Here is a 14,398-nt window from a genome sequence, read left to right on the forward strand (position 1 = left end):
CTACGCCCTGCGCGCCCTGCGCGCCGCCTGCACTGCCCAGGGCATCACGGCCGGTCGCTGAGCACAACGGAGCGCGACCGCGAAAGCAGTTCGGCGACACCGGTTTCGATCCCCTCGGCGAGTAGATCGATATCCGGGGTGCTGTCGTAGTCGCCGGTGATCCCGAACACCAGCCGATCGGCGTAGCTCAGGATGGCGATCGTCGTGCGCAGCCGCATGGCGATCGGGATGCAGGGCAGGATCTCGAGGACCTCGCGCCCGTGCATGGTCAGCGGATGGCGCGGGCCGGGCACATTGGTCGCCAGGGCGCTCACCGTGTGCTGGGGATAGTGCGATGCCAGCCGGAAGGTCCACGCCACCATCGCGGACGGCAACAGGGTCGCCAGCGACAACAGCGAGCGCTGCGCGTCGGCTTCACCGCGCGACCGGTGCACCGAGATCTGCTCATGTACCGCGGTCAGCCGCTCCAGCGGATCGGCCACCTCGACCGGAAGGATCGGCAGCAGCGCCGAAACCCGGTTGTCCAAAACATCTTTCGCCTCCGCCGTGCGCATCGAGACCGGTATGAGCACGCGCACCGTGCCGTGCGCGGGTTGCTCGTCGCGGCGCAGCAGCACGGCGCGATAGGCCGACGCCACCGCCGCGACGGCGACATCGTTGACGGTCACGCCGAAGGCTTCTCGAATCTCGCGGATCTGCGGCAGCGTCGCGCGAGCGACGGCGTATCGGCGCTGCCGACCGATCGGACCGTTGAACGAGGATCCGGCGGCCGGGCGCGCGGCGGCATAGAGCACCGGCGCCAGCGCGCGCAGCATGGAGACCGCGAGTCGTGGTGCGTCCAGCGGCAACCTGGCCGCACGTACGGCCAGATCGGCGAGACCGGGTCGGGCGGGCCTTTCGGACGCCAGCACCGGACCGTCTCCGGCCACCCGATCACAGAAGTTCTCGAACAGGGTGACCCCGGAAATGCCGTCCACCATGCAGTGGTGCGCGCGCACCAGCACCGCCCACCGGTCCCCGGCAAGATTGTCCACCACCAGGCATTCCCACAGCGGATGGTCGCGATCGAATCGTTCGGCGAGTTCCTCGGCCACCAGTTCCCGCAACGACTCCTCGTCGGCGGGACGCGGCAGCGCCTTCCATCGAATGTGGTGTGCCAGATCGAAATTCGGATCGTCCTCCCACACGGGCGCGGTCAGGTCCCAGGGTGCGCGGCGGACCCGCTGACGAAGGCGCGGATTGCGCCGCAAACCCGCGGCCAACGCGGCCGTGAACTCGTCTCGCGTGGGCGGCTCTCCGGCGACGATCGCCACCGCGCCGATCCCCAGGCTGATATGCCGGTCGGAATCTTCCAATTCGATGAAACCCGTATCCAGCGGATGCAATTCGGCCATGATCCACGCCTGTTCCGGCAGCCGCCGGCGCCGAGAACACCGGCTGGGAAACTGTCGCCTGTTATCGCCTCATTCTCGGTCCCACACCATCTCGCCGCGAGATCCACAGGTCCTCGCCCGCAACGACGTTCGGCACCTCCGTCAGCCGCCCGCCACCGTGGCGCGAGAGGTGAGTTCCTCGTACAGCTCGGCCATGTGTTCCGGCCGCCCCGGCGCGGTGCCCGGTGTGCCCAGTGCCGCGGTCGCGGCCGCGATGCCCAGTCGCACCGCGTCGGCGAGTTCGAGTTCGCGCGACAGACCCACGGCGATACCGCCGACCATCGCATCACCGGCTCCGATACCACTGATGACCGGCTCCCGGATCGGGGTGAACCATCGCGCCGACTCCGCGGTCACTGCCAGCGCTCCCTCGGCGCCGAGCGAGACGACCACGATATTCGTCACGCCCTCGGCGATCAATTGGCGTGCGGCGGCGACCTGCTCGTCCGGCTCGGCCAGCCGACGTCCGACGCACTCACTCAATTCCCGCAGGCTCGGTTTCAGTAGATGGACTCCGCTTCGCAGAGCGCTCAGCGCCGGGCCGGACGTATCGACCACCAGCCGCACCCCCCACTCCCCCGCCCGATCCGCCAGACGCTGATAGAAGTCCGGGCGCACACCCGGCGGCAAGCTCCCACTGACCACGAGAAGCTGTGCGCCCCAAGAGATCTCCTCAACCTCGGACAGACAGCGTCGCTGCTCGGAGTCATCGAGCGACACTCCCGGAAACACGAACCGATACTGCGCACCCGACGCCAGATCGGTCACCGACATGTTCTCCCGGGTCTGTCCCGCGACGGGCACCAGGCGCATCGGGATACCCGCCTCGTCCACCAGCTGCTCGAGCAGACGACCCGTCACCCCGCCCGCCGGAAACAACGCCGTCACCGGTTCGCCCAGCGCGGCCACCGTGCGCGCGACATTGATCCCCCCGCCACCGGGATCGAAACGCGGGGCCGCGCACCGCATCTTGTCGGTGGGTACTATCCGCGGGGTACTGGTGGCGATATCGACCGCCGGATTCATCGTCAATGTCACTATCGACATGTTCGCCGCCTTCCCATTCTGCGCGAGACCTACCGTCCACCCCGATTTCACGCAGCAAACGCCCCGGGCGATAGGGCACGCCGTCGCACGCGATGGGACGGAAGTCCCCTGAACCGCCCCCGATCGACAAATCCGGACAAACCACAGACCTTAGCCTCTTGCGCCGCCTCCTCGATCTCTTCTGCCGCGCAGGAACAAGCGCATAGGATTGGTTCGCCCTCCTGAGTCCCACGGTTGCGACTCGCGGACAGGCCAGCCGAGACGAAGGAGGCCATCCGGTGACCGACCACACCCACAGTGACGCCTATTCCGTCCGCGAAACCCTGTCCCAGCTGCGACTCAGGGAACTACTCGGCGAGGTCAGGGACCGGATCGACCAGATCATGGATGCCCGCGACCGGATGGACGGTCTCGTCGAGGCGATGCTCACCGTCACCGCCGGACTGGAACTGGACGAAACGTTGCGCACCATCGTGCACACCGCCATCACCCTGGTCGGCAGCGACTACGGCGCACTAGGGGTGCGCGGCCTCGACCACGAACTGGTCCAGTTCGTCTACGAGGGCATCGACGACGCCATGCGCGCCCACATCGGCGACCTGCCGCAAGGCCGCGGCGTGCTCGGGGTCCTCATCGACGAACCCAAACCGATCCGCCTGGACAATATCGCCGACCATCCGGCCTCGGTCGGCTTCCCGCCCAACCATCCCCCGATGTGCACCTTCCTGGGCGTACCGATTCGCATCCGCGACGAGGTGTACGGAAACCTGTACCTCACCGAGAAATTCGACGGACAGCTGTTCACCGACGAAGACGAGATCCTCGTCAAAGCCCTCGCCGCCGCGGCCGGAGTCGCCATCGACAACGCTCGACTCTACGAATCGGCCCGACGTCGACAGGCCTGGATCGCCGCGACCCGCGATATCACCACCGAATTCCTCGCCGGCACCGATTCCACCGAGGTCCTGGCACACCTGGTCGAACACGCCCGCCGCCTCACCGGCTCCGAGCAAGCGTTCCTCGCCGAACCGATCGATCCGGAAATACCTGTCGACGATGCGGCGGCGCTGCGGATCACCCGATGCGACGGCCCCTGCGACAACCTTGCCCAGCAGGAACTGCCCATCTTCGGTACCCCGATCGCCGCCGCGTTCCACACACGTTCCGCACAGCGCTTCCCCACGCCCGATGCGGCGGGCCTGACCGAACAGCTCCCCACCGTCGGGCCGGTTCTGCTGCTGCCGCTGCGCACCGCCGAGGCCACCCGGGGCCTGCTGGTCGCGGCCCGTCCACCCGAGCAGCCGCCCTACGATGACGAAATCCTCGAACTGACAACGGCATTCGCCGCCCAGGTCGCACTGGCGATGCAGCTCGCCGCCGCCCAGGAACAGATGCGCGAACTCGGCGTCCTCAGCGACCGCGACCGCATCGCTCGCGACTTGCATGATCACGTCATCCAGCGACTGTTCGCGATCGGCATGACTCTACAGGGCACTATTCCCCGCAGTCGCAGACCCGAAGTGCGCGAACGCATCTCCGACGCGGTCGACCAGCTGCAGGACGTCGTGCAGGAGATCCGCACCTCGATCTTCGATCTGCACGGCGGCGACGGACGCATCACCTGATTGCGGCAGCGCATCGAAGACGCAGTCCACCAACCGACCGCCGACACCGCGATCGGGACCTCGCTGCGCATCAGCGGCCCGCTGTCGGTACTCGACGGCGAACTGGCCGATCACGTGGAAGCCGTTGTGCGCGAAGCGGTCACCAATGCCGTACGGCACTCCGGCGCGGACACGCTCATGATCTCGATCACCATCGCCGACGATGTCGACGTGGTGGTGGAGGACAACGGACGCGGGGTTCCGTCCAACCTGACTCCGAGCGGCCTGAACAATTTGGCCAGCCGAGCCGAACAACGCAAGGGCTCATACTCCCTGACAACCGCGACGACCGCCGGGCCGTTGGGCCCCGGGACCCGGGTGCGGTGGACCGCTCCGCTGGCGTGAACTCGTACCTGACCTAAGGCCCAGGCGTCGGAACCGAACGCCTCTACTGCCGAATCTCCACCACTGAGACGGTGAATCGTTACCACCCCATCTCGTATCGGGAGATTCACCATGACCCAGTCACCGGTTCTGGTCGCCTACGGTTCCCAGCGCGGCGGCACCGCCGAGATCGCGCACTGGATCGCCGAAGAACTGCGGGCGGCCCACATCCCCGTCGAGGTCGCCGACGCCCACGACATCCGCTCACTCGACGGATACACCGCAGTCGTGCTGGGCGGCGCGCTCTACGCCGGACGCTGGCATCGCCACGCACGCGGCTTCGCCCGCCGCTTCGGCAAACAACTGCGCCAACGCCCAGTATGGCTTTTCGGCAGCGGCCCCCTCGATCACTCACTCGACGAACCCAACCCACCGAAGATCCTCGGCGACAAGGCCGTTCGCAAGGTCGCCGAACGCGTCGGCGCCCGCGATTTCGTCATCTTCGGCGGCCGTCTCGCCTCCGATGCTCGCGGTTTCCCCGCCGCCGCGATGGCCAGGAAGGTGGCGGGCGACTATCGCAACCGCGGCCAGATCTGCGCCTGGGCCGCGGGCATCGTCGCCCAGCTCACCCCACAACCACACTGAACAGGACTACGCGATGAACTACCGGGTGGATGTCTGCGAAGCCGTCCCACAGGCGATCCTTCGAGTGCCACGTCAGATTCGCACGGACCGGCTCGGCGAGGATCTCAGCAGCGGCATGCGCGCCCTGGGCGCGGCGGTGCGCCGCGCCGGACTCACCGCGTCCGGCTCTCCTGCCATCTGCTACCGCGACGAACCGGCCACGGACGACGCGATTCTGGTGGACTTCGAAATTCCCGTCGAACCGGGAACCATGCTCGGTCCCGCCTCCGGCGCGGAGGTGACCATCGCTCCCGCGGCCCTGGTGGCCCGCACCTGCCATCGTGGCGGCTACGGCGGACTACCCTCGGCGTATCTCGCCCTCGAACAGTGGATGCGCGAATCCGGATACCGGCCGATCGGCCGGGCGACCGAGGTGTATCTGGTGGGCCCCGACGAAGTGACCGATCCGGGACGCTTGATCACCGAGGTCCGCATTCCGGTCACCCCGCCGCTGGCGCTGGCCGTCGAACTGACCGACCCGTTCGACGAGGTCGTGCGGTCGACCAGAGAAGCGTTGTCCGACCAGGGTTTCGGGATCCTCACCGAGATGGATGTTCAGGCGATTCTGCGCGAGAAGCTGGGAGAGGACATCGACCGCTACCTCATCCTCGGCGTCTGCAATCCGGGGCTCGCCGCACGCGCCCTGCGCGCCGACCCGCGAGCGGGACTGCTGCTGCCGTGCAATGTCGTGATCCGTGCGACCCGCCCCACGACCATGGTGGAAACCGCGGATCCGCGAGTGCTCCCGCAGGTGATCCAACAACCCGATCTGGCCGAGATCGCCGAACAGGCACACCGACTTCTGCTCGCCGCGCTCGACCGCCTGCGCTCCGCGGGATCGGACGCGCGGTGATTTGCCGGGCAAGTGACCATCGGCCCGGTGGTACGAGCCCGAAGGCCGTAGTACGCACCGGGCCCCGTCGGTGATGCTCGAATCATGACGACAAGCGACCACATGACCGCCACGGCTGTACCCGACCATCGGACATTGCTCGCGGTCATGCGGCTGGCCGTCCGCGCGCCCTCGGTGCACAACACCCAGCCGTGGCACTGGGTATTCGACGGTACCCGGCTGCACCTGTACGCCGACCCGGATCGCATGCTGCCCGCCACCGATCCGTACGGCCGCCAGCGCACCATCAGCTGCGGCGCCGTGCTGCACCACGCGCGTACCGCCTTCGCCGCCCACGGTTGGCACACCGACACCGAGCGGCTGCCCGATCTCGGGCAGCCGGACTATCTGGCGCGCATCGAGTTTCGTCGCTGGCCCGACCCACCCGGCGGCATCGGCGTCCGCGCGGAGGCGATCGACCACCGCTACACCGACCGGCTGCCCATGGACCCGCCCGAGCACTGGGTCGATATCGTGTCGAAACTGCGTTACCTGGTCACACCCCACGATCTGGAATTCGACGTCCTCGGCGAGCAGGCGCGCCGACGGCTCGCGGCGGTCTCCGAGCACGCGGACGCGGCCCGCCGCCACGATATGATGTACCAGCACGAATTGCAGTGGTGGGCAGGGCATCCCGACACCCCGGAGGGAATCCCCCCGAGCGCGCTGGTGTCCGACGCCGAGCAGGCGCGCGTCGGCGTCGCGCGGAACTTCCCGTCCGCACCACATTCCGCCCGCCGCGCCGAGACCACCGACCAGGCCCGGCTCACCGTGCTCAGCTCCTACGACGACACTCCGCTGCGGTGGCTGCGCACCGGTGAGGCCCTGTCGGCGGTCCTGCTCGAATGCACCGCGGCGGGTTTGGCGACCTGCCCGATCACCCACATCACCGAATTGGCCGCCGGTCGCCGCACGGTGGCGTCCCTGTTGCCGCACGGCACGGTCCCGCAGGTCGTGATCCGCATCGGCACCGCCCCCGACCGCGAGGAGCTGCCGCCGACCCCGCGCCGACCGATCACCGACGTCCTGGAATGCCGCGGTAACTGAATCGTCGCGGCGGATAAGGGACTTTCGGCCATACCTCGGGGTTCGTTGTGGACCTATGGTGATCTCACCCCTGCTATCGGATTGGACACCACCCCATGATCAAGGTGTTCTTGGTCGACGACCACGAGATCGTTCGTCGTGGTCTCACCGACCTGCTCGAGGCCGACCCGGAGCTCACCGTCGTCGGCGAAGCCGGCGACGTCTCCCAGGCGCTGGCCCGCATTCCCGCCCTGCGACCCGACGTCGCCGTCCTCGACGTACGACTACCCGACGGCAACGGCATCGAACTGTGCCGCGAGCTGCTCTCGCACAACGAGGAGCTGCGCTGCCTCATCCTCACATCCTTCACCGACGAACAGGCCATGCTCGACGCCATCCTCGCCGGGGCCAGCGGCTACGTCGTCAAAGACATCAAAGGCATGGAACTGGCCGCGGCCATCAAAGCCGTCGGATCCGGCCGCTCCCTGCTGGACAATCGCGCCGCCGCCGCGCTGATGGACCGCCTACGCCGCAACACCGAACCCGGCGGACCACTGGCGACCCTCACCGACCAGGAACGCACCCTGCTCGACCTGCTCGGTGAAGGACTCACCAACCGCCAGATCGCCCAGCGAATGTTCCTGGCGGAGAAGACGATCAAGAATTACGTGTCGCGCCTGCTGACCAAACTCGGCATGGAACGTCGCACCCAGGCCGCGGTCTACGCGTCCAAACTCCGCTCCGAACAGCAACGCCCGCACTGATCCCGGCCCGAGGCCGACGTCCCCGGTATCAGGGACCTTCGGCCGTCGCCCCCCGGCCCGCCATCGGCGAATCTGATTGCACACCAATGCTTCACACCGAGTGGATCGGAGCCGTGATGGGCGACTACGTGGCGGGACTGGACGAACTGCGGCTCGACGATGCCGACCGAGCGGGCGGCAAGGGCGCGAATCTGGGTGAGCTGGTGGCGGCGAAACTGCCCGTCCCGCCGGGATTCGTCCTGTTGCGCGAGTGCTACCGCAAGGTGATCGAACACGGCCCGCACGGGCCGGAATTACGGGCGCTGCACACCGCCGCACTGCGGGCCGCCGCCGACGGACAACGGCTGGAGGAGTTGTGTCGACGGATGCGAGAGCTCGTCCTGGACACGGCGTTCGATGCCGATCTGGAGAACGCCGTCCTGGCCGCGTACCACGCGCTCGGAGAACATGTTTCGGTCGCGGTCCGGTCCTCCGCGGTCGGTGAGGACGGTGCGACAGCCTCCTTCGCGGGCATGAACGTCACCCGTACCAACGTCCGCGGCGACGGCGATCTGATCGCGGCCGTGCGAGATTGCTGGGCCTCGCTGTTCAGCCCGCGAGTTCTCACCTACCGCGCCCGCCGCAATATGACCGAGACCCCCGAGATGGCGGTGGTCGTACAGCAGATGGTCACCGCCCGCACCTCGGGCGTCGCCTTCACCGCCGATCCCGCGACCGGGCGTCGCGATCGCGTGGTGATCGAGGCGGCCCACGGCCAGGGCGAGGTGGTGGTGTCGGGCGCGATAACCCCCGATACCTACGTGCTGAGCGCCGCCGGGCCGACGATCATCGCCACCCATCCCGGCAATCAAACCTACGCGATCGTAGCGGGCGCCGACGGTGACCAGCGCGTGCAATTACCTGTACCACAGGTCGATTCGACGGTGTTGACCGATTCTCAGGTCCTCGCCGTGGCACGACTGGCGCTGCAGGTACAGCAGCATCACGGCGACCGTCCCCAGGACGTCGAGTGGGCCTTCGACGACGCCGACCTGTGGCTGGTGCAGGCGCGGCCGATCACCACCCTGCACGACGAGCCTCAGACCACCGCGGCCGATACGGTGCTGCTGCGCGGTCTGGCCGCCGCGCCCGGCACGGCCACCGGCGCCGCGCGAGTCCTGTCGTCGCCGACGCAGGATTCACAACTGCGCGACGGCGAAATTCTCGTCGCGCCCATGACCAATCCCGACTGGCTGCCCACCATCGCCCGAGCGGCGGCGCTGGTCACCGACAGCGGCGGCATGACCTGCCACGCCGCTATTGTCGCCCGAGAACTCGGCGTGCCGTGCGTGGTCGGCGCCCGCACCGCCACCACCACCCTCACCGACGGTCGCTGGGTGACGGTCGACGGCACCACCGGACAGGTCCGTACCGCGACCGCGACCTCCGTTCACATGACCGCCGAATCCCCGTCGCACACAGCCTCGTCCGAGACCACCGCCACGCGGATCTACCTCAACCTGGCCCTGCCCGAAGTCGCCGAGCGAATGGCCGCCTCCGATGCCGACGGTGTCGGACTGCTCCGCGCGGAAACCCTGCTCACCCAGGCGCTCGGCGGCCACCACCCCCGCGCGCTCATCGCCCGCGGCGAGCAGCACACCTTCGTCGACTCGATGACCGAGTCCCTGTCCCGCATCACCGCGGCCTTCGCACCGCGGCCCGTGGTGTACCGGGCGACCGACCTGCGCAGCAATGAGTTTCGCGCCCTGTCCGGCGGGGCCGAATACGAACCCGACGAACGCAACCCGATGATCGGCTACCGCGGCTGCTACCGATATATCCGCGAACCCGACCTGTTCCGCCTCGAGCTGGAAGCCCTCGCGCGTGTGCGGGAGCGAACCCCCAACCTGCACTTGATGATCCCCTTCGTGCGTACTCGCTGGGAGCTCGAGGCCTGTCTGGCGCTGATCGACGCCAGTCCCCTGGGCCGCGCGCGCGGCCTGCACCGCTGGGTGATGGCCGAAGTCCCCTCGGTGGTGCACTGGCTCCCGGAGTACGTCGGCCTCGGCATCGACGGCGTCTCCATCGGCAGCAACGATCTGACCCAGCTCATCCTCGGCGTCGACCGCGACTCCGACCAGTGCGCCGACCTGTTCGACGAATCCGACCCCGCCGTCCTGCACGCGATCGACCGCATCATCACCACCGCGCGCCGAGCGGGCATCACCTCATCGCTCTGCGGCCAGGCCCCCTCGTCTCACCCCGAATTCGCCGAACACCTCGTCCGCATGGGCATCACATCGATCTCGGTCACCCCCGACGCCCTCCCGGCCACGCGACGCGCCGTCGCCGCTGCCGAACGCCGCCTGCTGCTCGAACACGCTATGACACACCGCGATTGAGTGTCGTTCCGATTTCGGTCGGACGCCACCACTCCCCGTGGCCGTCCGTCCGATGGGCCGATTCGAACAGATCGACGCGGCGCAGTCCGGGCAGCACGTGATAGTCGATCGAACCGCGAACGCTCACCAACGCCAGCACCCGCCACAAAGCACGCGCATACGCCTCCGCGGAGGCGGGGCCATCCCATTCGTACAGGCCGCGGTAGGCGCCATGTTCGTCGTCGGTGAGCCACAGTTTGGAAACCAGGCCCGGGAAGCCGGCGAACAACAAGGTATTGAGCAAGCTCTCCCGGCGGAACAACGCATGCCCGCGCCCGCGCACCGCGCGCAATTCGAACTCGACCAGGAGCACGCACGGGTCGCGCGGAACCGAATCGATGATCACCGTCTCCCGGAACACGCGCGCGCCGGTGCCGTTCGCGAAACCGATACGCAGGCCGACGTTGTTCCGGGGCAGGCGAATCCGATGTCGTATCAGCAGTCCGATGGTGACCAGAAGGGATCGAATGACCGCGCGAGATGCCCGGCCGATCGGTGCGGGTGTATGAATCACGCTGTCGCTCATGGCCGTCATCTCGATATTCCGTGTAGGGGGAGCGCCGCCGTCGGTTCAAGGGTCCGCGATGGCGCCCGCCGTAGATAGGGGCCTCCGACCCCGATCGAGGAGTACTGCGCCCTTGCGCCCCCGCAACGCACCGACGCCGCGCACCGAGTCGGTCCTCGGCGCGCGGCGTGGCACGGACAATGGCGAGTCGCTATTCGGCCTGCTGTTCCGTTTCGCGATGGCGCACGATCACCATCGGGCACTCCACCGAATGCAGTACCGCGTTACTCGTCGATCCGAGCAGCATGCCGGTGAAGCCGCCTCGCCCGCGGCTGCCCACCACGACCAGCTGGGCGTTGTCCGATTCGTCGACCAGCGCGCGAACCGGGCGGTCCTGCACCATGATTCGCCGGACCGTCACGTCCGGATACCGTTCCGCATAGCCCGCCAGACGTTCGGCGAAGGCCGCATCCTCCGACTGTCGGATACTGTCGTCCCAGCCGATCATCGGCACCTCCATGCCGAGGCCGACGTCGCTCCACGCGTGCAGGGCGGTCAGACCGACCTTGCGCCGCGCGGCCTCCTCGAACGCGAAATCGATCGCGGGCACACAGTTGTCGCTGCCGTCGACACCGACGAGAATCGGCTTGGCGGCCGCGACCGGATCGTTGGTCGACCAGCCGTGCACCACCGCCACCGGGCAGTGCGCGTGCCGGGTGACCGCGGTACTCACCGAGCCGAGCAGCCCGCGCCGCATCGCGCCCAGGCCACGGCTGCCGACCACCACCATCGGCACGCGCCGGGACTTTTCGACGAGATCGGGAATGATCGGATCGAAGGTGACCTCCTTCATGATCTCGAGAGGTTCCGGAACGGCCACGCGGACAATGCGCTCGGCCTCACCCAGGATTCGTTCCCCGTCCTTGCGCATCCAGTCCATATCGCCGTCGGCGAGCATCGCCCCCGGCCCCCATCCGACGGGAAGATTGACGGAATTGATCAGGTACAGGGGCCTGCCCCGCAGTACGGCCTCCGCGCCCGCCCACGCGGCCGCGTGATACGAGACGGCCGAGCTGTCGACGGCGGCGACGATGGGTTGTTCGGTCATGGTGTCCTCCTGCGCTTTCCGTTACTCCGTCAGTTGCCCTGCCCGATCGGGCGGGCGATCAGTTGCCACTCCCGTGCCCATTCGGCGCTGTGACGACGCCTGCACCCCCACTGCACGGCCTCCACGACTCCGGCCGCCGCCAGACACACCCCGGCCAACAGTCCCAGCCCCATCGCGATCGCGTTCGTCACCGCGACGCCGGGGGCGACCGGCGGTTCGACCGGACGTCCGTCGGGTCCGAGCCAGACGGTCACGCCGTCACCCCGCTTCGTGGCCGACGACACCGCCACGGTCGCCCGTCCGGCGCCTCGCGCCTGATCCCAGCTCACCGCGGCGTCGAATCGGGTTGTCCCCGAGCCGGTCCGCTTCTCCGGGTCGGCGACGACCGTCGCGCGAATCGCGGTCTTGCCCGCGTTGTCCTGACGGATATGCTCCGCGGAGGCGGTGTATCCGGCGGTTCCCACGGCTCCGGCTATCGGCACGGCCGCCATGATGATCAGCACCGCCGCCACTCGGACGATTCCTTCGAATCGGTCCGAGGACCGCATGAGCGGATTGCGGTCCCACGGCTGCGCCCGCCACAGCAGCCGCGCCCACCACGAGAAGTTCGTCATCTCACTCACCCTCTTTTCGTGCCCCGCCTACAGCGGGAACACGACCTCGTCCAGCGCCCGTCGAGGCGTTGCCGGAACCGGTTCGGAACTGGTTGCCGCCCAGCCGATTCGAATGATCAGCTGTGGACAGCCGCCGTCGGCGAGCACATCGGTGCCAATCATGGTGCGGGTCTCGGGGATCTCGAGCGGCTCGGTGAGCGGGCAACTGGCCAGCCCGAGCTTGGTGGCGGTCAGCAGTACCGCGCTGACCGCTTCACCCGCCCGTAACCGTGACAGCCGATCGTCGCCGGTCGTGCTCACCACCAGCAGCCGATCCACCGCGTCCACATCACGCACGATCGTCTGGGGCAGGCCGGGATTGGCGAACGGACGCACCGTCGGATCGGTCGCCACGACGGCACTGCGCGCGGGTACACCCTGCGCCGACGCATAGCGACCGCTCCACTGCGCCAACTCCGCGCCGTAGCCGGAGTCCTGCGCGTGCTGCCAGGCCGCTCGCTCGAATGCGTGCATCAGCCGCGCCCTTGCGGGCCCAGGCTCCACGAAGGTGACCAGGGCGCCGTTCGCGGCCGCGGCCCCTTCGATTGCCCGGAGATATACGGCGGGTACGTCCCAGGACGTGTAGCGCCTGCGGTCGGTGCGCCGCGCGGCGATCGCGCGGGCCAGCTCCACCGACTCGATGGTCGGCGTGCAAGCCCGGAACTCGACCGATGCCAAATGGTCGGCATCCGCCGGATTCGGAATTCGACGCACCAGCGGCTCCCAACCGACCGCCCTCGACGCGACACGCAGATGATGAAGCGCCGCACCGCAACTGAGCAAGAGCTCGCGCTGATCCGGATCGGTATACGGCAGATGCCGGGTCACATCGGCGTACAGATGGACCGTGCGGTCGCCCACGCGCCACACCCACGGTTGGCTGTTGTGCACCGAGGGCGCGCGCACCGCCATGGTCAGCGCGGCGCGGATCGTGTCGGGATCCGGGTGCGAGTTCGTCATCGCTGTCGCCTTTCAGCAGGTTGGCTTCAGCATCGCCCGTCGGCGCCGGTGGGCGAGACGGCCGAAAGTCCTCACTGGAAAGGTCCTCGGCACGCGATCGGTGGACGACGGCCCAGCGGCCCCGCGCCCGAGGACTCTGGTCCCTGTCGGCTGCCCGGCTCGTCGATCACAGTCGAATCATGGGAACGAATACGCGCGCACGCGCGAATCGCTGGTTGGTACTGCTGGCGGGAATCGTGGCGGTCTGGGCCTTCGCGGGCGCGGCCGGTCTCGGCTCCGGCGTCATATCGCTCGGGAGCGCCGTGGAGGGGCGATTGCCCTGGCACAGCCCGACATTCGCCGCGGTCATGCTCGCGCTGATCGTGGGCCTGCCGATGGCGGCGACTTCATATCTGGCAGCGGCGGCGGATCGACGGGCCGGGACGGCCGCGTTGGTCAGCGGCGCGGCGCTGATCGGCTGGATCCTGGTGCAACTGGCGCTGATTCGCACCGGCAGCTGGCTCCAGCCGATCTGCGTGGCGCTCGGGGTCACGATCCTGGCCTTGGGCGCGCGGCTGCGCTGATCGTTCACATCGGCAGTCGCGCACGCCATTTCGCCATGTGCGCGCCGACGATCAGCGCGGTGACCGCTACTACGCCGACCACCGTCATCAAGCGGTTCACATCGACGGCGGGCTGCCAGCTGACCTTGCCATCGCGCACCACGTACACACCGGCGGGCTTGGCGCCCACGCCGAACCCACCGCCGGAGCCCTCCTGCCCCTCCCCGTCGGTACCGCCGCCGCCTCCGACTCCGCCCGATATGGTCGCGGCGGCGATGACCGTGACGCCGTCCTTCTCAACGGGTTCGGCGAAGACGCGTCGCACGGTCATGGAATCCTTCGCGGCGGCGAAAATCTCGTCGAGATTCATGGTCTC

13 protein-coding genes and 1 pseudogene are annotated in these 14,398 nt (G+C 68.2%); 7 read left to right on the forward strand and 7 right to left on the reverse strand.

The window, feature by feature from the left end:
* Positions 1-44 precede the first annotated feature (44 nt).
* Both NP4_RS06025 and NP4_RS06030 read right to left on the reverse strand, forming a co-directional pair.
* The gene (locus NP4_RS06025; RefSeq protein WP_067993088.1) at positions 45-1,394 is read right to left on the reverse strand and encodes a wax ester/triacylglycerol synthase family O-acyltransferase; all 1,350 of its coding nucleotides are present in this window, start codon (positions 1,392-1,394) and stop codon (positions 45-47) included.
* A 141-nt stretch (positions 1,395-1,535) separates the two neighbouring features.
* Positions 1,536-2,480, reverse strand: coding sequence for a 1-phosphofructokinase family hexose kinase (locus tag NP4_RS06030; RefSeq protein WP_067993091.1), 945 nt, complete (start codon positions 2,478-2,480; stop codon positions 1,536-1,538).
* 383 nt (positions 2,481-2,863) lie between these two features.
* Here NP4_RS06030 and NP4_RS06035 point away from each other — a divergent pair.
* From NP4_RS06035 to ppsA, 6 genes and pseudogenes are all read left to right on the forward strand, one after another.
* Positions 2,864-4,489, forward strand: a pseudogene (locus NP4_RS06035) (sensor histidine kinase).
* A 111-nt stretch (positions 4,490-4,600) separates the two neighbouring features.
* Positions 4,601-5,113 carry a flavodoxin domain-containing protein gene (locus NP4_RS06040; protein ID WP_067993094.1) on the forward strand — a complete coding sequence of 171 codons (513 nt, stop codon included), beginning with the start codon at positions 4,601-4,603 and terminating at the stop codon, positions 5,111-5,113.
* 13 nt (positions 5,114-5,126) lie between these two features.
* Positions 5,127-6,005, forward strand: a complete 879-nt coding sequence (locus tag NP4_RS43155; RefSeq protein WP_307596454.1) for a DUF302 domain-containing protein — start codon at positions 5,127-5,129, stop codon at positions 6,003-6,005.
* An 84-nt stretch (positions 6,006-6,089) separates the two neighbouring features.
* Entirely contained in the window at positions 6,090-7,091 is a 1,002-nt protein-coding gene (locus NP4_RS06050; protein ID WP_067993098.1) for an Acg family FMN-binding oxidoreductase, read from the forward strand.
* Positions 7,092-7,186: 95 nt separating this feature from the next.
* On the forward strand, positions 7,187-7,834 hold the full coding sequence (locus NP4_RS06055; RefSeq protein WP_067993101.1) for a response regulator: 648 nt from the start codon (positions 7,187-7,189) through the stop codon (positions 7,832-7,834).
* Between the two features lie 116 nt (positions 7,835-7,950).
* Entirely contained in the window at positions 7,951-10,215 is a 2,265-nt protein-coding gene (gene ppsA / locus NP4_RS06060) for a phosphoenolpyruvate synthase (RefSeq protein WP_067993715.1), read from the forward strand.
* Here ppsA and NP4_RS06065 read toward each other — a convergent pair.
* From NP4_RS06065 to NP4_RS06080, 4 genes are all read right to left on the reverse strand, one after another.
* Positions 10,196-10,780 (reverse strand): hypothetical protein, encoded by a 585-nt coding sequence (locus NP4_RS06065; RefSeq protein WP_067993718.1) that lies wholly within the window; start codon positions 10,778-10,780, stop codon positions 10,196-10,198. The two genes, ppsA and NP4_RS06065, sit on opposite strands and share 20 nt — an antisense overlap.
* 190 nt (positions 10,781-10,970) lie before the next feature.
* Entirely contained in the window at positions 10,971-11,867 is an 897-nt protein-coding gene (locus NP4_RS06070; protein ID WP_067993104.1) for a universal stress protein, read from the reverse strand.
* Between the two features lie 29 nt (positions 11,868-11,896).
* A complete protein-coding gene (locus NP4_RS06075) occupies positions 11,897-12,481 on the reverse strand; it encodes an Rv1733c family protein (RefSeq protein WP_114755525.1) in 585 nt (194 codons plus the stop codon).
* 27 nt (positions 12,482-12,508) lie between these two features.
* Positions 12,509-13,480: an Acg family FMN-binding oxidoreductase gene (locus tag NP4_RS06080; RefSeq protein ID WP_067993110.1), complete on the reverse strand. Its 972-nt coding sequence runs from the start codon at positions 13,478-13,480 to the stop codon at positions 12,509-12,511.
* Positions 13,481-13,659: 179 nt separating this feature from the next.
* Here NP4_RS06080 and NP4_RS06085 point away from each other — a divergent pair, with 179 nt between their 5' ends.
* Positions 13,660-14,043: a hypothetical protein gene (locus NP4_RS06085; RefSeq protein ID WP_067993113.1), complete on the forward strand. Its 384-nt coding sequence runs from the start codon at positions 13,660-13,662 to the stop codon at positions 14,041-14,043.
* Between the two features lie 4 nt (positions 14,044-14,047).
* Here the strand turns inward: NP4_RS06085 and NP4_RS06090 are convergent, their stop codons facing one another.
* Positions 14,048-14,392, reverse strand: a complete 345-nt coding sequence (locus NP4_RS06090; RefSeq protein WP_067993117.1) for a spore germination protein GerW family protein — start codon at positions 14,390-14,392, stop codon at positions 14,048-14,050.
* Between the last annotated feature and the right edge of the window lie 6 nt (positions 14,393-14,398).

The sequence above is a fragment of the Nocardia pseudobrasiliensis NBRC 108224 genome (assembly GCF_001613105.1).
GTDB classification, from domain to species: domain Bacteria; phylum Actinomycetota; class Actinomycetes; order Mycobacteriales; family Mycobacteriaceae; genus Nocardia; species Nocardia pseudobrasiliensis.